Source organism: Arthrobacter ipis, assembly GCF_014694315.1.
GTDB classification, from domain to species: domain Bacteria; phylum Actinomycetota; class Actinomycetes; order Actinomycetales; family Micrococcaceae; genus Arthrobacter; species Arthrobacter ipis.
The window spans coordinates 380272-400700 of the sequence record NZ_JAAOXD010000003.1 but is presented as its reverse complement, the minus strand read 5'-3'; the positions used below and the strand labels follow the sequence as shown (position 1 = coordinate 400700).

Genomic DNA, 20429 nt, shown 5'->3' with positions numbered 1-20429 from the left:
GGCCGTCCACCTTAGGTGGGCGGCCGCCGTCGCGCTTTAACCACGAACCAAACCGCTGACCATATGTGGGGAGTTGCCGAGGTTTGGGGGCACACCCGTGCTAAAAACAAGAGTGCCGAAAATCGTGGACGCCGTGCAGCGCCGGCAGGAGATCGTGGGCGCCGTGTGCAGGATCATCGCCACAGACGGGCTGGAAGGAGCGTCACTGCGGGAAGTGGCGGATGAGGCGGGCCTCGCCGTGGGCTCGGTGCGGCACTACTTCGACAGCAGCGATGACCTGCTGGCCTACTCCTTTACAGCTGTTTCCGACCGTATCCTGACGCGCCTCAACAAAGCGCTGATAGGGCTGGAGCCCGCAGCCGGTGATCCGGACAGGCGCCGCGCTGTATTAACACTCCTGGGCGAATTCCTGCCCCTGGACGAAGAACGCGCCCTGGATGCGTGCGCCTGGCTGGCGTTCCGGAACGCGGCGAGGATCCGGCCCTTCCTGGCCGCCGAGGCGGACAGAAGTCACCGGGCCGTGGCTGCCGTCGTCGGCCAGGTGATCACCCGGCTCCTGCGCGATGACGGTGGCGCCGGGCCCGATGCCACGGCGGACGATGCCGGACCGCAGCTGGTGACTGCCGCCGAACACCTGCTGGCCACCCTGGATGGTCTGGCCATGCATGCCCTGCTGCAGCCCGGCTGGATGTCCCCGGAAATGTGCCGTGACGTGCTGGAATCCCACGTCGAGGGCCTTCGCAGGAGGGTCGGTGCGAGCCATTAACCTCCCCGGGCTGGGGGAATAGACTGAAAGCCGGAGAGCGGGTTGCCGGCACAACGGGGTGGAAATCGAGATGCCAAGGAGGCATACGCATGCAGCACACAGGCGGTCCAGGCTGGCGAATCACTATGGACACGTCGAGTCCCATGCTTATTGCCCTTTATATACGTGATGTTGCCGGGCTCGACGGTGCGGGCTTTCCGCCGCTTTCGCATGCCGCACCCAAGGTCCGCCACGTGGACCATTCCCACCTCACCGCCGAAGTAGGCGGCATCAGCGCCCTGAAAACCGAGTGGGAAGCCTGGTGGGAGCAGCTCCTCAAGGCACACCCGCAGATGTCCCCTGAACTGTCGCCCCCGGGATTCCGATCCTTTGCCAACTCGCCGGCTTTGCGCAAGGTCCTTCAGGCGCACTTCGGCGCAGCCCTGACGTGGGCCAGGGAGCGGCGCGCGGAGTATGCCGAACTGGAGGCCGAACGCGTGGCCGGAGGCTCTGCGCACCTCATCGAGGACATCGTGGAGGACCGGCTGCTGGAGGTGGGCCGCGATTCGCGGGACTTTGCGCTGACGATTATCGAGCTGCCGCTCGATGAGCAGCGGGCGTGGTACCTGGAGCCGGACAAGATCATCATGAGCCACGAGCTGCTGTCGCAGCCCGAAGTGTTCCGCAGCTACGTGCAACCGGTAGTGGAGATCCTCGTCTAAGTCCGAGGATTCAGGACGTCCGCGGATTCAGGACGTCAGCGGATTGAGGACGTCAGCGGATTCAGGACGTCCTCAGATTCAGGACCCGGCGGCAGCAAGCGTGACCACCACCCGGCCACCGGCGTCGGGTGTATCCTGCCACCCGTTGCGGGCTTTCCTGTCCCACCGCTTTCCGTCCACGTCCACGCGTTCCACCGCATATTCTTTGGCGTTTGCCACCGCCCAGTGGGCCACGGACCAGGCATAGCTGTCGGCGACGTCCACCTCCAGCGTTTGGCCGGAGGCCGCCGTGGGGATAGTTCCGTAGGCGGCTTCCAGCTCACTGAGCAAGGTGGCGGGGTTGCCGGCGGTTTCCGGTGGGCGGAGCGTGCAGTTCAGGGCAGCGGGCGTTTCACCCGTCAATGCCGAGGCGAAAGACCGTCCCATAGCCTCGTGTTCGGCGTAGGCCGTCGGGTAGGCGGAGCGCTGGACGCGCTGGGCGGCGTCGGTGATGTCCAGGGTGGCGTAGCCGGGCACCTTCACGAGGGCGTCGTAGAAGGCGTTCGTGGCGTAGACCGGGTCCATGACCTGGTCCTGGGTGCCCCAGCCCTGGGACGGGCGCTGCTGGAAGAGGCCCCTGGAGTCCGGACCAGCAAGGTCGCCGTGGCCGATGTTCCGAAGCTTGGATTCCTGCATGGCGGTGGCCAGGGCAATGCTGGCCGCCCGCGGAGGGAGCCCGCGGCGCACCGCGACAGCCGTGATCAGCGCCGCATTTGCGGCCTGGTCGGTGGCCAGGTCGGCGCGCTGTGAGCCGACGGCAGCGGTGCATTCCTCGGTGATCAGCTGCTCGGAGCGCTGCAGCAAAGTGGCCGCGGTGTAGATGCCGCCAGCGACCAGTACGAGGGAGAGGCCGCCGATGACAGCCCCGCGCAGCCTGCGTCTGCGTGTCACGTTGTTACTCCAGCAATCCGCCGGCACGCCCGTCTGGGTGGCGTGCCGGCTTTGTCCTCACGGTCGGTTCGCGTGCCGTCAGTTGGCGTGCAGGGCGTCGTTCAGTTCCACGGTCTGGCCCTGGCGGGGCAGGACTTCGACTTCACCCGTGGTGGAGTTGCGGCGGAAGAGCAGGTTCGGCAGGCCGGACAGCTCCACGGCCTTGACGATCTTGCTGGTGTCCTCGCCGTCGGCGTCCTTGGGCCCGGCAAGACGGACGCGGGTGCCTGCCGTGACGTACAGCCCGGCCTCCACCACGGAGTCGTCCCCGATGCTGATGCCCACGCCGGAGTTGGCACCCAGCAGGACGCGCTGGCCCAGGGACACCTTCTCCTTGCCGCCGCCGGAGAGGGTGCCCATGATCGAGGCACCGCCGCCGACGTCGGTGCCGTCGCCGGCCACCACGCCGGCGGAAATGCGGCCCTCCACCATGGAGGTTCCCAGCGTGCCGGCGTTGAAGTTCACGAAGCCTTCGTGCATGACGGTGGTGCCTTCGGCGAGGTGGGCACCCAGGCGCACGCGGTCGGCGTCGGCAATGCGGACGCCCGCCGGCACGACGTAGTCCACCATGCGCGGGAACTTGTCCACGCCGTAGACGGTGACCGCGCCGCGCTTGCGCAGCTTGGCGCGGGTCAGTTCGAACCCGTCCACGGCGCACGGGCCGAAGTTGGTCCAGACGACGTTCGGGAGCTTGCCGAAGATGCCGTCGAGGTTGATGCTGTTGGGCCGGACCAGGCGGTGCGAGAGCAGGTGCAGGCGCAGGTAGGCATCGGCGGTGTCCGCCGGGGCCTCGTCCAGGTTGATCTGGACGAACACCACCTTCTGCTCGGTGCCGCGGTCAGCGTCAGTGCCGGCGGCGGCGATGTCCGTCAGGTTTTCGTCGGCGTTTTCCACGGCGCGGAGGCTTTCGGCGGCTACACCGAGGGCGGGGGCGGGGAACCAGGCATCCAGCACCGTGGCTTCGCCGTTCCGCGTGGCGATGGTGGCTACGCCGAATCCATAGGCCGAACGGGTCCCGTCGGGCGGTGTCTGAGCAGCGGGCACGGCGGAAGAAGCGGTTTCAGTCATGCGCCAAGTCTATCGAGACGACATGCACGCGCCGAAACCGGTCCGCACATATCTGAGTCGCATGTGACGGCGTTCCCGGCGCTGGGAACGCCCTGGCTGCTACCCGGTTGGGACGGGCAGGGGCGGGATACAGTGGGATGGTGATTGCCGAAACAGCCCCCGTAACCCTTGACCTGCGCCAGGACGTGGCACTGCTGACCGCCGCGCTCATCGACATCGACAGCGTCTCCGGCAACGAGCGCCAGCTTGCGGACGCCGTCGAGTCGGCACTCCGCCGGCTCCCCGGCTTGGAGCTGGTACGTGACGGCGACTCCATCATCGCCCGGACCAACCTCGGCCGCAGCGAACGGGTCATCCTGGCAGGCCACCTGGACACCGTGCCGCTGCCGGTCACGGAGGACTCGCTGGGAACGGTGCCGTCCACCTGGCCGTCCGGGGTCCCCGGCGACGGCGTTCTGTACGGCCGCGGCGCCACGGACATGAAGGGCGGCGTTGCGGTCCAGCTTGCGCTGGCAGCTTCAATGTTCGACGGCGGGGCGGAACCGGGCAAGGACGTCACCTTCGTGTTCTACGACCATGAGGAGGTGGAGGCCGTCAAGAGCGGGCTCGGCCGGCTGGTGCGGAACCACGGCGGGCTCCTCGGCGGCGACTTTGCCATCCTCCTCGAACCGACCGACGGCACCGTCGAGGGCGGCTGCAACGGCACCATGCGGTTCCACGCCACCACCTCCGGTGAGGCTGCGCACTCCGCCCGGGCCTGGATGGGCCGCAACGCCATCCACGCCGCCGCGCCCATCCTGGAACGCCTCGCGGCGTACAGCCCGCAGACCGTGACTGTTGACGGGCTGGACTACCGCGAAAGCCTGAACGCGGTGAAGATCCACGGCGGCACCGCCGGCAACGTTATCCCGGACCGCTGCGTCGTGGAGATCAACTACCGCTTCGCCCCGGACAAGACCCCCGACCAGGCTGAAGAGCACGTGCGCGCGCTGCTGGACGGGTTCGACGTGGTCCGTACTGACAGCGCCGCCGGCGCGCGCCCGGGACTGAACCACCCTGCCGCCGCGTCCTTCGTTGCGGCCGTGGGCGGCGATCCGAAACCCAAATACGGCTGGACCGACGTCGCCCGCTTCAGCGAACTGGGCATCCCCGCCGTGAACTTCGGGCCCGGCGACGCGCTGCTGGCCCACAAGGACAACGAACATGTGGAGGCCGAAGCCGTCCGCACCTGCCTGCGCGCGCTGCAGACGTGGCTGTCCTGAGTATCGGCCGATAGACACGAAGGGTCCGCAGCCGGTTGGCTGCGGACCCTTCGCTGTAGGTGCCTGCCGTTTTACTTCACCACGGTGGACACGCCGGCCGTGGGGGCCTTCGCCACTCCGCCGGCGGCCTTCTTGGACCCACGCCGCTCGATCCAGATGGCCAGCCGTGACACAGCCAGGTTGATGGCGATGTAGATGGCCGCGGCCACGAAGAAGACCGGGAACAGGAACTGCGGGCCCAGGAAGTCCGCCATCACCTGCACAGCGCGCAGCAGTTCACCGTAGGCAACGATGTACCCCAGCGACGTGTCCTTCAGCAGGACCACCAGCTGGGCCACGAGGGACGGCAGCATGCGTCGAACCGCCTGGGGCAGTTCGATGGTCAGCCGGGACTGGAAGCTGGTCAGGCCGATCGCCAATCCCGCTTCGCGCTGGCCGCGGGGGAGGGACTGGATGCCTGCGCGGATGATCTCCGCGAAGATCGCGGCGTTGTAGAGGACCAGGCCGGCCACCACGGCAATGAACGAGCTGGTGGCGAAGACCAGCAGCACGAACAGCATCATCAGGACCACAGGCATGCCGCGCAGGAACTCGAGCACGATCCTGGTGGGAATCCTGACCCAGGCGACGTCGGAGATGCGCATCAGGCACAGCAGAAGCCCCAGCGGAAAGGCGATGACCGCTGCGATGGCCGCCGCGGCCAGCGTCGCGCCGATGCCGTTGGCGATCAGCGACCAGACATCAGCCTGGCCGAAGATCGCCCAGCGCTGTGCCTGGAAGATCCCCTGTTGGGCCAGGGTCATGATGGCCCAGGCCAGCAGGGCAGCGATCAGCACGACGCCGATCACGGACCCGATCAGCGAGACGCGGCGGGCCTTGGGGCCGGGGACGTCGTAGAGAACCGAACTCATCGTGCGATCGCCACCTTTCGTTCGACCTGGTGGGCGAGGTAGCCCAGCGGCACGGTGATCAGGAGATAGAAGAAGGCAACGCCCACCAGCACCCACATGACGGCGTCACCATGGTCGTTGGCCAGCTGCTTGCCGTAGCCGAACAGCTCCAGCACGTAAAAGGCGCCGGCAACCGAAGAGTTCTTGACGAGCGCAATGAGGATGTTGATCATCGGCGGGATCACGGTGCGGAGCGCCTGCGGAAGGATGATGAGGGAGAGCACCTGGCCGAACTTCATGCCTATGCTGCGGGCTGCCTCGGCCTGGCCGACCGGAACGCTGTTCACGCCCGAGCGCACAGCCTCGGCAATGAAGGCGGAAGTGTAGGCGCTCAGGGCGATAATGGCCGCGATTTCGAACTGCTGGAAGGTCACGCCCAGGCGGGGAAGGACCACCGCCGCGAAAAAGAAGGCAATGGTCAGCGGGGTGTTACGAACCACCTCCACGTACGCCATGCTGAAGCCGCGGAGTGCTGCAACAGGGGAGACGCGGGCGGCGGCCAGCAGCGTGCCTGCCACCAAGGCGATGATGCCGGAAACGGCGGCCAGGAACAGGGTTCTGAGAAAGCCGTCCCAGTATTGGGGCAGGCTCTCAATGATGACGTCCATAGGGTCCTTTAGCTGCGTTCAGGGGAATGTGCGGAAAACGGAAGCGGCGGTTACCGGCAGGCTGTGGCATGCACAGCCGCCGGTAACCGCCACGATCGTCTTAGTAGCGGTCGATGGCCGGAAGTTCCGGTGCCGTCTTGATGACCGCGCCGGCCGTGTCTTCCCAGGCCTTCTTGTAGGAGCCGTCCTTGGAGAAGCTTTCCAGCTGGTCGTTGATCCAGTTGCGGAACTCGGTGTCGCCCTTCTTCAGGCCGATGCCGTAAGGCTCCTTGGTGAAGGTCTCGTCGGAAGCCAGCTTGAACGCGTCCGGTTCCTTGTTGACGAAGCCCGCCAGGATGACGTTGTCCGTGGTGACGGCTTCAACCTGCTTGTTGCGGAGCGGCTCGAGGCACGCCGAGTAAGTCGCGGCCGGAACGAGGACTGCGCCGTACTTCTCCACGATGGTGGAAGCCGGGGTGGAGCCCGTCACGGAGCAGACGTTCTTGCCCTTGACGTCCTCGGGCTTGGTGATGGACGTGTTGTCCTTGTTCACCATCAGCGCCTGGCCGGCTTCGTAGTACGGGCCGGCGAAGTCGACTTCGGTCTTGCGCTTGTCATTGATGGTGTAGGTGGCCACGATCAGATCCACCTTGCCCTGCTTGATGAATTGCTCGCGGTTGGCGGAGACGGTCTCGACCCATTCGATCTTGTCCGCGGGAACGCCCAGCTTGGCGGCGAGCAACTTGCCGATTTCGACGTCGAAACCGACAGGCTTGCCGTCCAGGCCCTTCTGGCCGAACAGCGGCTGGTCGAACTTGGTGCCGATGGTCACCTTGCCGGCCGAGGCGATCTTTTCCATGGTGGTGCCTGCAGCGAAGCTGGGCTTTTCGACCGGCGTGGGGTTGGACCCGGTCCCGGTGCCGCCGCCGCCGCAAGCGCTCAGTGTAAGAGCGATGGCCGCGGATGCTGCTGCCAGAAGGGATTTCCTTCGGGTCAAAAATGCCTTCATGACATTCCTTTCATTGGGCGGCCGCCGGTGACGGCCTGGGTGCGAAATCGGGTGGTCTTGAAGTTGGTGGGGACTGCTGGAGCGGTTGTCAGTGCGTGAGCAGCTTGGACAGGAAGTCCTTGGCACGGCTGCTCTGGGGATTGGTGAAGAACTCTTCCGGAGTGGCGTCCTCCACGATTTGTCCGTCAGCCATGAACACCACACGGTCGGCGGCCTTGCGGGCGAAGCCCATCTCGTGGGTCACCACGATCATGGTCATGCCCTCCTTGGCCAGCTGGATCATGACGTCCAGGACCTCGTTGATCATCTCGGGGTCGAGCGCAGAAGTGGGCTCGTCGAACAGCATGACCTTGGGCTTCATGGCGAGGGCACGTGCGATGGCCACACGCTGCTGCTGGCCGCCGGAGAGCTGAGCCGGGAGCTTGGGCGCCTGGTGGCCCACGCCAACGCGCTCGAGCAGGGCCATGGCCTCCTTGTCAGCCTCCGCCTTGGATACGCCCTTGACCTTGATGGGGCCAAGCGTCACGTTCTCCAGGATGGTCTTGTGCGCGAACAGGTTGAACGACTGGAACACCATGCCGACGTCGGCGCGCAGCCGGGCGAGCTCCTTGCCCTCCTCGGGCAGCTGCTTGCCGTCAATGGCGATGTCGCCGTCGTCGATGGTTTCCAGCCGGTTGATCGCCCGGCACAGCGTGGACTTCCCCGAACCTGACGGGCCGATGACCACAACCACCTCGCCCTTGCGGACCTGGAGGTTGATGTCCTTCAGAACGTGCAGCTGACCGTAATGCTTGTTGACGGCATTCAGAGAGACGAGTGCATCGCCGGGCAGTTGAGTAGTCATAAGTAAGAATCTAGCGAACATTGCCCGGTTATGACCGGAATCACCCCAACTTCCCGCCGATCGTAATTCAAGAGATACCTGCAGGTCAGCAGGTTAGCCTTGGGGGATGAGCATCAACGCAGATCCGTCAAAATCAGTACAGCCCCGCCGGAAAGGGCCCCTAGAACTGCGCCGCAAGCAGGCTGCCGTGGAGATGTCGGATCAGCGGCTCCTCGACACCAAGGGCCCCGGCCACTTCATCCACACCGATCCCTGGCGGGTCATGCGGATCCAGAGCGAGTTCGTGGAAGGTTTCGGTGCCCTCTCCGACCTGGGCCAGGCGGTCAGCGTCTTCGGCTCCGCGCGGACCAAGCCCGGCAGCGCGTTCTACGACATGGGCGTCGACGTGGGGCGCAAACTGGCCGAAGCCGGCGTGGCCGTCATCACCGGCGGCGGACCGGGCTCGATGGAAGCCGCCAACAGGGGAGCGGTGGAAGGCAACGGCGTTTCCGTTGGCCTCGGCATCGAGCTGCCGTTCGAGCAGGGCCTGAACCAGTGGGTGGACCTCGGCATCAACTTCCGCTATTTCTTCGCGCGGAAGACCATGTTCGTGAAGTACGCCCAGGGCTTCATTGTTCTTCCCGGCGGCCTCGGTACCCTTGACGAGCTCTTCGAAGCCATGGTCCTCGTCCAGACGCAAAAGGTGACTTCGTTCCCCATCGTCCTGCTGGGCGCGTCATTCTGGGGTCCGATGATCGAATGGATCAGGGGAACCCTGGTGGCTGAGGGAATGGTCTCGGAAAAGGACCTGGACCTCATCCAGGTGGTGGACACACCCGAGGAAGCCGTGAATTTTGTCCTCCATGGCCATGTCCGGGCGCCGTCCTCCGACGAGGACCAGCGCCCCGAGTAGCAGCAGCCCGGGCGGGCGGCCCGGGCAGCGGCCGCTTGGGTAAGGCGGCCGGCGGGGCTGCGTCTGGCACGATTAGTGGTGTGAGTTTCTTCCTGGTTTTCCTCGCCATCGTCCTGATTGGAGCCACCGCCCTCATCGGGACCGACCTCGGGGCGGGCATGCTGCGGAGGAAACGCGCCCGCACGCCTCTCGAAAGAGACGGCTTCAAGGACGGATTCGATGAACCCGTGGCGTCCCTGCCGCCCGTGCTGCTCCCCGACAACGCAAAACCGGCCGACGTCGACCAGGTCCGGTTTGCGCTGGGATTGCGGGGTTACCGGATGGACCAGGTGGACCAGGTGCTGGACGACCTGCGCGACCAGCTGGCTGCCAGGAACGCCGAAATAGAAAGCCTCCGCGAGCAGCTGCGTGCCTCTGCCGCACCACTGGCCGCTGGCGAACAGCCGGCCGCCCAATTGGCCCCCGCAGAACAATTGGCCCCCGCCGAACAGGTGGCCCCGGGACAACAATCGGCCCCCGCCGCACGCGCGGCCGCCGAGGACCGGACGTGAGCTCCCCAATGCCGCCCCCGGGCCCCTTGCCGCCAGCAAAAGCCGAACCCCCGTCGCCGAATCACGGGACGCGGGCGGACGGGACACGGCTGGACGGGACACGACTGGACGGGACACGACTGGACAAGGCGTTCCGGACCGCCGCGACACAGCTCGGCGGCCGCCTGGCCCGCTGGCCGTGGTGGGCCCAAGTGGCCGCGGTGTACGTGGCCGCGCGGCTGGTCAGTGCCTCCATCTTCATGTCGGCCGCCCTGCACCAGGGATTCAACCCCTGGTTCCCGGCCAAGCCCGACTACTGGAACTTCATCAACATCTGGGACGCGCGGTGGTACGAATCCGTCATGACCGGCGGGTACCCCAACGAACTGCCGGTGGATGCGGCCGGCAACGTGCAGGAGAACACCTGGGCGTTCTATCCGCTGTTTCCAACGCTGGGGCGGATGCTCTCCACTGCCACGGGCATGGGCCCCGCCGCCGCCCTCATCCTGATTGCGATGCTCGCCGGACTGGCGGCCTCGCTGGTGGTCTACCTGCTGTTCCGCACCAAGGCAGCCCACGTTCCGGCCCTGTGGGGCGCCGCGTTCTTCTCCACCTTTCCCGTCTCGCCGGTGCTACAGGTGCCTTACGCGGAATCCCTGAACCTCCTGCTGCTGGCCGCTGCGCTGCTGCTGGTGGTCCGCCGGCGGTACCTGTGGGCCATTCCCGTGGTCATGGCCATGTGCCTTTCCCGGCCCACGGGTGTTCCGTTTGCGGCGACCATCGGCATCCTGTTCCTGTTCCGCGCCGGTGAGGCCTGGTTCGAGGCGCGGAACCACGGACTGGCCGCCAAGGGGCGCCGGGTCCACGGCCGGAACGAACTGTGGTCCCTCGCCGGGCTGACCGCCGTCAGCGGTGCAGGTGCCCTCGCGTGGCCCGCCATCGCATGGGCTGCCACCGGCGACATCGCGGCGTACACGAAGACCGAGACCGTCTGGCGCGGACACGACCTGGTGCCCTTCATACCCTGGTTCGACACCGGCATCCAGCTGTTCGGTCCGGTGCTGGGGCTCGTGGCACCGTTCGTCTTCGTAGCGGTGTTCGGGCTCCTGATGGCCTCGCAGCCGGTGCGCCGGCTGGGCACAGAACTCCGGCTGTGGTGCGTGTGCTACATGGGGTACCTCGTGGTGTTCCTGCATCCACAGACCAGCACCTTCCGCATGCTGCTGCCACTGTTTCCGCTGGCCCTGGCTGCCGCACTCGTTTCCCGGTCGCGGGCCTACCGTGGCACGGTGATCACGATGTTTGTCCTGCTGCAGATCGTGTGGGTGGTGTGGCTCTGGGCGTGGGCGCAACTGCCGGGCGGAGGGGACTATCCGCCGTGACGGGCCGGAGGTACCCAGATGGGTTTGCCCAGATCAGCCGCAGAAGGGCGCAGGAATCCGCATCTGAACGGATTGTCCATCGATTAGCTACAGACGGGTAATTACAGGATAATAGGTAATAAGCAAGGACAAAAAGCAATCGCATTGTTCAGCCATGGCGGCTGCCCAAAGGGCCGCCACAGCGGCATTGTTTTGACCACGCGGACTCAGCCCGGCCGGGCTGCTCGGTCCTGGGACTACTGGAGGGGATATTCCTCATGGCGGCTATGAAACCACGCACCGGCGACGGCCCTATGGAAGTAACCAAGGAGGGCCGCAGCCTGATTATGCGTGTGCCGCTCGAAGGCGGGGGCCGGCTCGTGGTTGAACTTAATGCCGCAGAGGCGGCCAACCTCAAGGACTGCCTCGTCGGCGTCACCGAATAAGAGTAAAGGCAGGGCCCGCAGCGAGAAAGCTGCGGGCCCTGCCTTTTTGGTCTTCCGGGCTTGCCTGGACCGGCCGGTCGGTCGGCCTATTTCTTGACCGCTACCAGCAGCCCGTCACCGGTGGGGAGCATGGCGGAAGCCAGCCGGTCGTCGTCGCGCACTGCCCTGCCCACCTGGCGCAGCACAACGGTGGTTGCGTCGCGGGCTGCAGGGTTGGATACCCGGTCCTTGTCCAAAGCGTCATTGACGATCAGCAGGCCGCCGGTCTTGAGCAGGCGTACGGCCTGCTCCACGTAGCGGGGAAAGTTGGGCTTGTCGCCGTCGATGAAGACGAGGTCATAGGCGGCGTCGGTGAGCCTCGGCAGGACGTCACCGGCGCGGCCGGAAATGGTGCGCGTGCGGTTGGCCGGGCTGCCTGACTCCTGGAACGCTTCCCGGGCGGCCTTCAGGTGCTCGACGTCCACGTCAATAGTGGTGAGCACGGCCTGCGGACCGAGGCCGCGGAGCAGGCAGACGCCCGAGACGCCGGCGCCGGTACCGATCTCGACGGCGGTCTGCGCCTTGGATGCCGCTGCCAGTACAGTCAGTACGGCGCCAACGCCACGGCCGATGGGTGTCACGCCAAGTTCGAACGAACGCTCCCGGGCGCGCAGCAGGACCTCATCCTCGGCAGGCAGATCTTCTGCATAGGACCAGCTCGTGGACTTATCGGCGCTCATGGATTTCGCTTTCTGGGCGGCAGGGGGCATGTTATTACAGCGTACTTGGTTGGACGGCGCCCGAGGGGCAAGTGACAGCGGGCACGCCTGTGATGGCGGATACTGTTCTGCTGCCCGGCAGAGGGTGACGAAGATTTACGGAATGCCGGCAGGAAATGCGGTCCAAAAGTTGCGCCTATAGCAAAGAGGGGCCCCGCAGTCAGGAAATTCCCAGCCAACTTTGACATGATAATAATCCGCTCATCCAAGTGGTGATCGGCGCCGAACCAATGATGTAAAGCACGTCAGGCGTTATTACATCCACGAGGGGAGTGGACGATGTCAGCATCCGTTGCGGCACCTGTCCCTGCAACTGAAGAGCAAGCTGCCGAGTGGGCCATGCCCACGTGGGAAGAAGTGGTCACCAACCACTCCGCCAAGGTGTACAGGCTCGCGTACCGGCTAACCGGTAACAAGTACGACGCCGAGGACCTCACCCAGGAGGTGTTCGTCCGCGTCTTCCGCTCCCTGGAGAACTTCAAGCCAGGAACTCTGGACGGTTGGCTGCACCGGATCACCACCAACCTCTTCCTGGACCAGGCGCGGCGCAAGAGCCGGATCCGGTTTGACGCGCTGGCCGAGGACGCCGAATCGCGGCTGCCAGGCCGTGAACCGGGCCCCGAGCAAAGCTTCGAACTCAACAACCTGGACCTCGACGTCCAGGCCGCCCTTGAGGAACTCCCGCCGGACTTCCGCGCCGCCGTCGTCCTGTGCGACCTTGAGGGACTGTCGTACGACGAAGTTGCCGAGGCCCTGGGCGTTAAGCTGGGCACGGTGCGTTCACGCATTCACCGCGGCCGGACCATGCTCCGCGAAAAGCTTGCCCACCGGGATCCGCGCCCGCAGCAGGCGCGCAAGCCGCGACTGAAGCTGCCCCGCATCGCCGGCGTTCTCTGATCGGCGACATGCGTCGGCTACATCGCTTGCTGGAGGGGCTTAGACAGAACACAGGGTTGCCGCCGCTTGCCAGCGGACGGCACCCGCAGACAGCGGACCACATCCGTGCGTGCGCCGAATGCGCCAGCGCGCTGCACCGGCAGCGCCAGTACATTGAGCGGCTCCGTACTGCCGCAGTCCCGGCCGCCAGTGACGAACTGACAGCGCGGCTCCTGCTCCGCACCCAGCAATTAGCCATGGCGCCGGCCCCCGTTGCCCGGCCCAGCCGGATGAGGCTGGCGGGGCTGGCCGGCGGGGTAGCCGTGGTGGCGGCCGGGGCCGTCGCCGCCGGAGCCTACACGGTCGCCGGTGAACCCGGGCAGTACGCCGCGGGCACGGCCTCGCTCTATGGCCAGTCCGGGCATTCCGCGGGAACAGACAGCCGCCTCGCCGCGCTGCGGTCCTCCGGCTGGACCTGCCCTGAACTGCGTGCCATGGGTTTCCGCCTCGTATCTGCCAGCACGACGGTACTGGCAGGCAGGCCCACCGTGGAGCTGCGCCTCACTGACGGGCAGCATACGGCGAGGATTCTGGAACAGCACCAGGGGTCGCCGGGTGCGCCGTCTCCGGTCAACCCGCTGACAGGCCACCCGGCGGGACGCGACGGTTTCGTAGCCGCTGACCTGCCGGGAGCGATGGCGGACGGCCGGGTCTGGGTCAAGGCGGGGCCACCATGGAGCGCGATCTACCAGACACCACGGAGCACCTTCACTTACGTGTCGGACCTGCCCGCCACCTCGGCCGACGATGCTTTGCCGATGCTCGCAGCGCCCGGAAGCATGGCCGGTCCGGGCCTGGCCGCCGGGGCCGACACGGCCGGAGGCAGTACCGCGGCGCAGGAAACTGTCGTCGACCGGGTCGAACGCGGCCTGCGTAAAATAGCCCGCCAGTTGGGGCTTTGAGACGCTTCCCTGTCCCTGCGGCATGCCTTCAGGGGGCGCGGGCCGGGTCGAAATCGTCACTGCCTCCCCGGAAAGGGTAATCTTCCTAAAGTGTTTGGAATCAACGGCCCGGAGTTTATCCTTCTGCTGCTCATCGGCATTCTGGTGATCGGCCCCCAGCGGCTGCCCGAATACACCCAGAAACTGGCAAACCTGGTCCGCGAAGTGCGCCGGATGGCTTCCGGTGCGCGGGAGCAGATCAAGGAAGAAGTCGGCATCGACATCGATGACGTCGACTGGAAGAAGTATGACCCCCGCCAGTACGATCCGCGGCGCATCATCAAGGAAGCTCTCCTCGAGGACGACACCAAGCCGGTCAGCGCCGGCGGTCCGGCGGCAGTAGCCGCTGCGGCATCAGCCGCCGCTTCCTCCACTGAGGAGCGGCCGACGCGCACCATCGAGCAGTTGCCCTACGGAGAAGCGGCCCCCTTCGATTCCGAGGCAACGTAGCCTGGTTTCGGCAGGCTCAATCACCGGGGCTGGACGTCCAGCTTCATCCCGGCCAGTCCGCGCGGCCTGGCCGCAAGTTTCCCGGCGATGCCGGACAGCACCGCTGCGGCCGGAGTGTCCGGGCCGCCCAGGACGATGGGCTTGCCCGAGTCGCCGCCTTCCCGCAGGAGAATGTCCAACGGAATCTGGCCCAACAGCGGCACGTCCGTGCCGGTCGACCCGCTGAGCCTCTCGGCGAGCACCTCCCCGCCGCCGGTCCCGAACAGGTCCATCCGGCCGCCGTCGGGCATTTCCAGGAAGGACATGTTCTCGATGACCCCGGCCACCGTCTGCCCGGTCTGGGTGGCGATGGCGCCGGCGCGCTCTGCGACGTCCGCCGCTGCGGCCTGGGGGGTGGTGACCACCAGGATCTCGGCCTTGGGCAGCAGCTGCGCCACCGAGATGGCGATGTCACCAGTGCCCGGCGGGAGGTCCAGGAACAGCACATCAAGGTCGCCGAAGTAGACATCGGTGAGGAACTGTTCGAGGGCCCGGTGCAGCATGGGTCCGCGCCAGGCCACGGGCTGGTTGCCGGTGACGAACATGCCGATGGAAATGACTTTCACGCCGTACGCCACGGGAGGGAGGATCATGTCGTCCACGCGGGTGGGGGCCTGGGTGATTCCCATCAGGGCCGGCACTGAGAAACCGTACACGTCGGCGTCCACGATGCCCACGCGCAGCCCCTGTGCCCCGAGGGAACAGGCGAGGTTCACCGTCACCGAGGACTTTCCCACTCCGCCCTTGCCGCTGGCCACCGCAAATACCTTGGTGAGGGACCCGGGCTGGTTGAAAGGGATGCCCCGCTCGCCGCCGGGGCCGCGGAGCTGCTCCTTCAGGGCGTCGCGCTGCGCCTGGGTCATGACCCTCAAATCCACCTCGACGGCGGTGACGCCTGGCACTTCCAGCAGCGCCGCCTCGGAGTCCCTGGTGATGGTGTCGCGCAGGGGGCAGCCGGCGATGGTGAGCAGCACCGCCAGACGGACGGTCCCGTCGTCGGTGATCTCCACCGAATCAACCATGCCCAGCTCGGTGATGGGGCGCCGGAGTTCCGGATCGATGACGGTTGCCAGGGCAGCGTTGACTGCCTGGAGGAGGGTGGTGCTCATGCCGTGGTGCTCAGCTTTCGGGAGAGGTGGGTCGGTGGGCTGCCCGGCCCTGCCGCGTTTTTTCAGGCTTGACCTTGGGGATCTGCTGCGTGCGGGGGTTGCGTTGCTTCTCCCGCTTCTCCTTCAGCTTTTCCCGGACCAGTTCGCGCGGCGATTCATGGCTTCCGGGCCCGGAGGGCTCGTGTGTGCGGAGCTCCTCCTGGGCCTCCAGCAGGTCCTCCAGGAGGCTGCGAAGTTCCGCCCGGACGTAGTCGCGGGTGGCCACTTCACGCAGCGCGATCCGCAGTGAGGCCAGTTCCCGCGTGAGGTATTCGGTGTCCGACAGGTTGCGCTCCGCCCGCTGGCGGTCCTGCTGGAGGGACACGCGGTCACGGTCGTCCTGGCGGTTCTGCGCGAGGAGCAGCAGCGGCGCGGCGTAGGAGGCCTGCAGGGACAGCATCAGGGTCAGGAGCGTGAACCCGAGTTCCACCTTGTCGAACTGCCAGGCCGTGGGCGCGAAGGTATTCCATGCCAGCCAGAAGACACAGAACACTGTCATGTACAGCAGGAACTGCGGCGTGCCCATGAAGCGGGCGAAACCCTCCGTCGCATGGCCAAAGGCATCAGGGTTCGGCGAGAACTTGGGGAGGATGCGCTGGCGGCCGCTCAGCGGCGTGTCCAGGCTTCCCTGGGCTGCCGGCTTTCCGCCGGGTCGCGCTGCCTTTGCCGTGTTTTCAGCCAATGCGGCCACCAAGCTTCCTGACCGGGGCCTCGCCGTCGTTGGCCCGCCAGTCGTCGGGCAGCAGATGGTCCAGGACGTCGTCAACTGTTACTGCGCCCACCAGCCGGCCGGCCTGGTTGACCACCGGAAGGGAGTTCAGGTTGTACGTGGCGAGGGTGCGCGCGACTTCGCTGATGTGGGCCAGGTCCGAGAGTGGCTCCAGGTTCTTGTCCACGAGGTTGCCCAGCGACTCGAACGGCGGGAAGCGCAGCAGCTGTTGGATGTGCACCACACCGAGGAACCGGCCGGTGGGGGTTTCCAGCGGAGGACGGGCGATGAAGATGGACGAGGCGAGGGCGGGGGAGAGTTCCTCGCGCCGGACGTGGGCGAGGGCCTCCGCCACCGTGGCTTCGGGCGGCAGAATGACCGGGACGGGGGTCATGAGGCCGCCGGCGGTGTCCTCGTCGTATTCGAGGAGGCGCCGGACGTCCTCGGCGCCTTCGGGCTCCATCAGCTGAAGGAGTTCCTCCGCCTGGGCGGATGGCAGCTCACCGAGGAGGTCGGCGGCGTCGTCGGGGTCCATCTCCTCCAGGACGTCCGCGGCGCGCTGGACGTCGAGGGCGGAGAGGATTTCCACCTGGTCGTCCTCTGGCAGCTCCTGCAGGACGTCCGCCAGCCGCTCGTCCTGCAGTTCGCTTGCGACCTCGAAGCGCCGCTTGTCGCTCATTTCCTGCAGTGCCTCGGCGAAGTCCGCGGGCTTGAGGTCCTCGTGGTTGGCCACGAACTGGGTGGCTGCCTGCGGTTCTGTCTTGGCTCCCTGGTGCGCGTCGGCCCAGTCGATGATCATGGTTTCGTTGCGGCGCAGCCTGCTCAGCGGCGCCAGGGAGTGCCCGCGCCGGACGAACAGCTTGCTCACGAACCAGTCGCCCGAGCGGTGCTGGTCCATGGCGATGTCCTCGATGGTGGCGTCACCGCTGCCGTCCGTCAGGGTCACGCGGCGGTCGAACATCTCGGCCACCACCAGGGTCTCGGCGCCGCGCTGTTCGAAGCGCCGTAGGTTGACCAGGCCGGTGCAGATGACCTGCGTCTGGTCGATGGAGGTGATGCGGGTCATGGGGACGAAGACGCGCTTCTTGCCGGGAACTTCGACGACGATACCCACCACGTGCGGGGCGCCCCGGGTTCCGCGGGAGAGCACGACGACGTCACGCAGCCGGCCCAGACGGTCGCCCAGCGGGTCGAAGACGTCCAGTCCCAAGAGGCGCGCGACAAAGACGCGGGTAGGATTCGTGCTCACCTCTACAGGCTACCGAGTCTGCTCTCTTTTAGCTGAATTTTCAGCTTTCACCCATCCTTATGGGCAAGAATGGGGGTATGGCTAACATTTTTGGTGCTCCGAAGGCTGCGCCCAACGGCTCGGACGAGTCGAAGACTGTCCCCACGGGGGACACCGTCGGCTCGTATACCTCTTACCTGGACGCCCAAAAGGCCGTGGACTACCTCGCCGACCAGCAGTTTCCGGTGCATCTGGTGTCCATCGTGGGGAACGACCTCAAGATGGTGGAGCGGGTGACGGGCCGGCTCAGCTACCCGCGTGTGGCGCTCTCCGGTGCCCTGAGCGGCATGTGGTTCGGCCTCTTCGTCGGCGTCATGCTGTCCTTCTTCACGCCAGCGGGCGGGACGTTCTCGATCATCAGCTCGGTGCTGATGGGTGCGGCGTTCTTTATGCTGTTCGGGATCGTCACCTATGCCATGCAGCGCGGCAAGCGCGACTTCACGTCCACCAGCCAGGTGGTTGCCACCAATTACGACGTCGTCGTGGCCTTCGAGGCGGCCCATGAGGCGCGCCGTCTGCTCCAGCAGCTCCCGATGACGCCGTCCGACGCCACCCCGGGTGCGCGCCCGGCGCCGCACACCCAGCACGACTATCAGAACCAGCACGACTACCAGAACCAGCCGTACCAGCAGCCGGGCCGGCACCAGGGACCGCCGCAGGGACCCCTGCAGGGCCCGTCCCAGGGACAGGCGCCGCAGCGGCCGGCGGGCTGGAACGATCCCTATGGCCAGCGCGGCCAGGACGCCAGCGGGCAGCACGGCACAGGCCAGCCCGCACAGGGCGGGCAGCCGCAGGACCCCAACCAGCAATATGGCACAGGCCAGCAGGCCCAGCAGTATGACGGGGAGCAGCCGCACGGGGACGGCCAGCAGTACGGTGCCACTCAGCAGAGCCAGAACGCAGAGGGCGGGCAGGCAACCGGCCAGCGCCCGGCGTCGGCAGTCCGCTACCCGGACCTGCCGGACGGCCGCCCGCAGTACGGCGTACGGGTGGATCCGAACCAGGCCGACCAGGGCCGGGACGGACAGCAGCAGTAGCCAGGGGACAGCAGAACCAGGTACAGCAGAACCCGGGACAGCAGAACCAGGTACAGCAGAACCCGGGACAGCAGAAAAGGGACGGCCACCGGATCATCCGGTGGCCGTCTCTTTTTGCATCGTGCGCCGGTTGCCTGGAACCGAACCCTTAAGCCTTGGCGTCGATCTCCTGGTAGATGCCTGCCATCCAGGCCTCGACGTCGTCCGCTGTGCGGGGGAGCGCCGCGCTGAGATTCACGGGGCCCTCAGCCGTCATCAGGATGTCGTCCTCGATGCGCACGCCAATGCCGCGGTACTCCTCGGGAATGGCGAGGTCTTCCTGCTTGAAGTACAGGCCCGGTTCGATGGTGAAGACCATTCCTTCCCGCAGCACGCCGTCCAGGTAGAGTTCCCGCTTGGCCTGGGCGCAGTCGTGGACGTCGAGGCCGAGGTGGTGGCTGGTGCCGTGCGGCATCCAGCGCCGGTGCTGCTGGCCGTCCTCGCCGAGGGCCTCCTCGACGGAGACGGGGAGCAGGCCCCATTCCGCAAGCCGCTCCGCGAGGACGGTGGTGGCGGCGGTGTGGATGTCGCGGAACTTCACGCCGATCCGGGCGGCCGCGAAGCCGGCGTCGGCCGCGTCCAGGACCGCTTCGTAGATTTTGCGCTGCACGTCAGAGAACGTGCCGTTGGCCGGAAGTGTGCGGGTGATGTCCGCGGTGTAGAGCGAATCGGCCTCGACGCCGGCGTCCAGCAGGAGGAGCTCCCCGGCGTTGACCTTGCCCGTGTTGCGGGTCCAGTGGAGCACGGTGGCGTTGTTGCCGGCGGCGGCGATGGTGTCGTAGCCGAGTTCGTTGCCCACCTCGCGGGCGCGGGCAAAGAAGGCGCCTTCCACCACGCGTTCGCCACGGAAGTGCGTCAGGGCGCGGGGCAGGGCCTTGACCACTTCGGTGAAGCCTTCCACGGTGGCGGCCACCGCGGTCTTCATCTGCTCGATTTCCCACTCGTCCTTGGTCAGCCGCAGCTCGGAGAGTGCCTCGGACAGCTTCTCGTCGAGGGCGTCCAGCACGCCAAGGTCCAGGTTGTCCGGATCCTTGGCGGTGTTGTAGCGGGCGGTGTCCACGAGCGCGTCGATGTTTTCGTCCACCTTGCGCACCAGACGGACGGAGATGCCGCCGATTTCGGGGGCGCCGACGTTCTTGGTGACGGCCATCTCGAGTTCGTCGATGTGGGCAGTGGGGATTCCGAGCCGGGCCTCAAATTCGGCCAGCGTGGGCCGCGGCCCAATCCAGAACTCGCCCGACCGCGAGTCGGCGTAGAACTGTTCGGTGTCCCGCCCGGCCAGCGGCCGGAAGTAAAGCGTGGCGCGGTGGTTGCCGCCGTCGTCGCCCTTTCCTTCCCCTACTGGTTCGAAGATGAGCACGGCGTCGGGCTCATGGTCCAGGCCGAGGCCGGTGAGGTGGGCGAAGCCCGAGTGCGGCCGGAAACGGTAGTCGCAGTCGTTGGAGCGCACCTTCAGGGGCCCGGCCGGAAGCACCAGGCGTTCACCCTTGAACTGGTCGGAGATGGCACGGCGCCTCCTCGCGGCGTGGCTGGCGACGGCGTCCCGTTCAGGGGTCACCTGCGGCGCGGGCGCCCAGTTGCTGGCCATGAAGGCCTTAAAAGCGGCGGAACTGGGCCGCTGGGAGCGGTTGTTGACGCGCTCTTCCAGGGGCTGGGAACCTGTGTTTTCACCATTGTGGGTGTTGTCTGCATCGTTCAC

General features: G+C 66.5%; 22 protein-coding genes. 11 read left to right on the top strand and 11 right to left on the bottom strand.

Translation table 11 applies throughout. The features are described from left to right. The first annotated feature begins 112 nt into the window (after nucleotides 1–112). Entirely contained in the window at nucleotides 113–766 is a 654-nt protein-coding gene (locus G9E11_RS08885; protein ID WP_190604863.1) for a TetR/AcrR family transcriptional regulator, read from the top strand. 89 nt (nucleotides 767–855) lie between these two features. Continuing rightward, on the top strand, nucleotides 856–1467 hold the full coding sequence (locus tag G9E11_RS08880; RefSeq protein ID WP_190604861.1) for a hypothetical protein: 612 nt from the start codon (nucleotides 856–858) through the stop codon (nucleotides 1465–1467). 78 nt (nucleotides 1468–1545) lie between these two features. Here the strand turns inward: G9E11_RS08880 and G9E11_RS08875 are convergent, their stop codons facing one another. Then, entirely contained in the window at nucleotides 1546–2397 is an 852-nt protein-coding gene (locus G9E11_RS08875; protein WP_190604859.1) for a transglycosylase SLT domain-containing protein, read from the bottom strand. Nucleotides 2398–2475: 78 nt separating this feature from the next. Further along, nucleotides 2476–3504, bottom strand: a complete 1029-nt coding sequence (gene dapD, locus G9E11_RS08870) for a 2,3,4,5-tetrahydropyridine-2,6-dicarboxylate N-succinyltransferase (protein ID WP_190604858.1) — start codon at nucleotides 3502–3504, stop codon at nucleotides 2476–2478. Between the two features lie 137 nt (nucleotides 3505–3641). On the opposite strand from dapD, the gene dapE reads away from it, so the two are divergent. Continuing rightward, nucleotides 3642–4766, top strand: coding sequence for a succinyl-diaminopimelate desuccinylase (gene dapE, locus G9E11_RS08865; protein ID WP_190604856.1), 1125 nt, complete (start codon nucleotides 3642–3644; stop codon nucleotides 4764–4766). A gap of 71 nt (nucleotides 4767–4837) precedes the next feature. Here the strand turns inward: dapE and G9E11_RS08860 are convergent, their stop codons facing one another. From G9E11_RS08860 to G9E11_RS08845, 4 genes are all read right to left on the bottom strand, one after another. Next, nucleotides 4838–5677 (bottom strand): amino acid ABC transporter permease, encoded by an 840-nt coding sequence (locus G9E11_RS08860; protein WP_190604854.1) that lies wholly within the window; start codon nucleotides 5675–5677, stop codon nucleotides 4838–4840. Then, the gene (locus G9E11_RS08855) at nucleotides 5674–6324 is read right to left on the bottom strand and encodes an amino acid ABC transporter permease (protein WP_190604852.1); all 651 of its coding nucleotides are present in this window, start codon (nucleotides 6322–6324) and stop codon (nucleotides 5674–5676) included. The genes G9E11_RS08860 and G9E11_RS08855 overlap by 4 nt, the downstream gene beginning before the upstream one ends. 100 nt (nucleotides 6325–6424) lie before the next feature. Beyond that, nucleotides 6425–7312 (bottom strand): glutamate ABC transporter substrate-binding protein, encoded by an 888-nt coding sequence (locus tag G9E11_RS08850; RefSeq protein WP_190604850.1) that lies wholly within the window; start codon nucleotides 7310–7312, stop codon nucleotides 6425–6427. An 88-nt stretch (nucleotides 7313–7400) separates the two neighbouring features. After that, entirely contained in the window at nucleotides 7401–8156 is a 756-nt protein-coding gene (locus tag G9E11_RS08845) for an amino acid ABC transporter ATP-binding protein (protein WP_190604848.1), read from the bottom strand. A gap of 106 nt (nucleotides 8157–8262) precedes the next feature. Between G9E11_RS08845 and G9E11_RS08840 the strand changes: the two genes are divergently transcribed. The 4 genes from G9E11_RS08840 (at nucleotide 8263) to G9E11_RS08825 (ending at nucleotide 11385) form a co-directional block, all read left to right on the top strand. Continuing rightward, entirely contained in the window at nucleotides 8263–9048 is a 786-nt protein-coding gene (locus G9E11_RS08840) for an LOG family protein (protein ID WP_190604845.1), read from the top strand. An 80-nt stretch (nucleotides 9049–9128) separates the two neighbouring features. Continuing rightward, nucleotides 9129–9599 carry a DivIVA domain-containing protein gene (locus tag G9E11_RS08835; RefSeq protein ID WP_190604843.1) on the top strand — a complete coding sequence of 157 codons (471 nt, stop codon included), beginning with the start codon at nucleotides 9129–9131 and terminating at the stop codon, nucleotides 9597–9599. Further along, nucleotides 9596–10960 (top strand): hypothetical protein, encoded by a 1365-nt coding sequence (locus tag G9E11_RS08830; RefSeq protein ID WP_311764326.1) that lies wholly within the window; start codon nucleotides 9596–9598, stop codon nucleotides 10958–10960. Before G9E11_RS08835 ends, G9E11_RS08830 begins: the two co-directional genes overlap by 4 nt. A 257-nt stretch (nucleotides 10961–11217) precedes the next feature. After that, nucleotides 11218–11385, top strand: coding sequence for a DUF3117 domain-containing protein (locus G9E11_RS08825; RefSeq protein ID WP_102973820.1), 168 nt, complete (start codon nucleotides 11218–11220; stop codon nucleotides 11383–11385). An 86-nt stretch (nucleotides 11386–11471) separates the two neighbouring features. On the opposite strand, the gene G9E11_RS08820 is transcribed toward G9E11_RS08825, so the two are convergent. Then, complete coding sequence (locus G9E11_RS08820) at nucleotides 11472–12104, bottom strand: O-methyltransferase (RefSeq protein WP_102973821.1); 633 nt, start codon at nucleotides 12102–12104, stop codon at nucleotides 11472–11474. 318 nt (nucleotides 12105–12422) lie between these two features. Here G9E11_RS08820 and sigE point away from each other — a divergent pair, with 318 nt between their 5' ends. The 3 genes from sigE (at nucleotide 12423) to G9E11_RS08805 (ending at nucleotide 14470) form a co-directional block, all read left to right on the top strand. Further along, complete coding sequence (gene sigE / locus G9E11_RS08815; protein WP_190604841.1) at nucleotides 12423–13040, top strand: RNA polymerase sigma factor SigE; 618 nt, start codon at nucleotides 12423–12425, stop codon at nucleotides 13038–13040. 56 nt (nucleotides 13041–13096) lie between these two features. Continuing rightward, complete coding sequence (locus tag G9E11_RS08810; RefSeq protein ID WP_190604839.1) at nucleotides 13097–13981, top strand: anti-sigma factor; 885 nt, start codon at nucleotides 13097–13099, stop codon at nucleotides 13979–13981. A gap of 90 nt (nucleotides 13982–14071) precedes the next feature. Then, the gene (locus tag G9E11_RS08805) at nucleotides 14072–14470 is read left to right on the top strand and encodes a twin-arginine translocase TatA/TatE family subunit (protein ID WP_190604837.1); all 399 of its coding nucleotides are present in this window, start codon (nucleotides 14072–14074) and stop codon (nucleotides 14468–14470) included. A 20-nt stretch (nucleotides 14471–14490) separates the two neighbouring features. Here the strand turns inward: G9E11_RS08805 and G9E11_RS08800 are convergent, their stop codons facing one another. From G9E11_RS08800 to G9E11_RS08790, 3 genes are read right to left on the bottom strand one after another with little or no spacing between them, the layout of a single operon-like run. After that, nucleotides 14491–15618 carry an Mrp/NBP35 family ATP-binding protein gene (locus G9E11_RS08800; RefSeq protein ID WP_190604835.1) on the bottom strand — a complete coding sequence of 376 codons (1128 nt, stop codon included), beginning with the start codon at nucleotides 15616–15618 and terminating at the stop codon, nucleotides 14491–14493. A 10-nt stretch (nucleotides 15619–15628) separates the two neighbouring features. After that, entirely contained in the window at nucleotides 15629–16348 is a 720-nt protein-coding gene (locus G9E11_RS08795; RefSeq protein WP_190604832.1) for a DUF1003 domain-containing protein, read from the bottom strand. Then, on the bottom strand, nucleotides 16332–17615 hold the full coding sequence (locus G9E11_RS08790) for a magnesium transporter MgtE N-terminal domain-containing protein (protein WP_003805129.1): 1284 nt from the start codon (nucleotides 17613–17615) through the stop codon (nucleotides 16332–16334). The genes G9E11_RS08795 and G9E11_RS08790 overlap by 17 nt, the downstream gene beginning before the upstream one ends. 77 nt (nucleotides 17616–17692) lie before the next feature. Here G9E11_RS08790 and G9E11_RS08785 point away from each other — a divergent pair, with 77 nt between their 5' ends. Then, nucleotides 17693–18691, top strand: a complete 999-nt coding sequence (locus G9E11_RS08785; RefSeq protein ID WP_190604829.1) for a general stress protein — start codon at nucleotides 17693–17695, stop codon at nucleotides 18689–18691. 148 nt (nucleotides 18692–18839) lie between these two features. Here the strand turns inward: G9E11_RS08785 and G9E11_RS08780 are convergent, their stop codons facing one another. Further along, on the bottom strand, nucleotides 18840–20429 hold the full coding sequence (locus tag G9E11_RS08780; RefSeq protein WP_190604827.1) for an aminopeptidase P family protein: 1590 nt from the start codon (nucleotides 20427–20429) through the stop codon (nucleotides 18840–18842).

What these genes read in the sequence shown, in the direction of transcription:
- G9E11_RS08880 (WP_190604861.1), top strand. Translation starts at nt 856, where the DNA reads ATGCAGCACACAGGCGGTCCAGGCTGGCGAATCACTATGGACACGTCG.
- dapD (WP_190604858.1), bottom strand. Translation starts at nt 3,504, where the DNA reads ATGACTGAAACCGCTTCTTCCGCCGTGCCCGCTGCTCAGACACCGCCC.
- dapE (WP_190604856.1), top strand. Translation starts at nt 3,642, where the DNA reads ATGGTGATTGCCGAAACAGCCCCCGTAACCCTTGACCTGCGCCAGGAC.
- G9E11_RS08860 (WP_190604854.1), bottom strand. Translation starts at nt 5,677, where the DNA reads ATGAGTTCGGTTCTCTACGACGTCCCCGGCCCCAAGGCCCGCCGCGTC.
- G9E11_RS08855 (WP_190604852.1), bottom strand. Translation starts at nt 6,324, where the DNA reads ATGGACGTCATCATTGAGAGCCTGCCCCAATACTGGGACGGCTTTCTC.
- G9E11_RS08850 (WP_190604850.1), bottom strand. Translation starts at nt 7,312, where the DNA reads ATGAAGGCATTTTTGACCCGAAGGAAATCCCTTCTGGCAGCAGCATCC.
- G9E11_RS08845 (WP_190604848.1), bottom strand. Translation starts at nt 8,156, where the DNA reads ATGACTACTCAACTGCCCGGCGATGCACTCGTCTCTCTGAATGCCGTC.
- G9E11_RS08840 (WP_190604845.1), top strand. Translation starts at nt 8,263, where the DNA reads ATGAGCATCAACGCAGATCCGTCAAAATCAGTACAGCCCCGCCGGAAA.
- G9E11_RS08825 (WP_102973820.1), top strand. Translation starts at nt 11,218, where the DNA reads ATGGCGGCTATGAAACCACGCACCGGCGACGGCCCTATGGAAGTAACC.
- G9E11_RS08820 (WP_102973821.1), bottom strand. Translation starts at nt 12,104, where the DNA reads ATGAGCGCCGATAAGTCCACGAGCTGGTCCTATGCAGAAGATCTGCCT.
- sigE (WP_190604841.1), top strand. Translation starts at nt 12,423, where the DNA reads ATGTCAGCATCCGTTGCGGCACCTGTCCCTGCAACTGAAGAGCAAGCT.
- G9E11_RS08800 (WP_190604835.1), bottom strand. Translation starts at nt 15,618, where the DNA reads ATGAGCACCACCCTCCTCCAGGCAGTCAACGCTGCCCTGGCAACCGTC.
- G9E11_RS08785 (WP_190604829.1), top strand. Translation starts at nt 17,693, where the DNA reads ATGGCTAACATTTTTGGTGCTCCGAAGGCTGCGCCCAACGGCTCGGAC.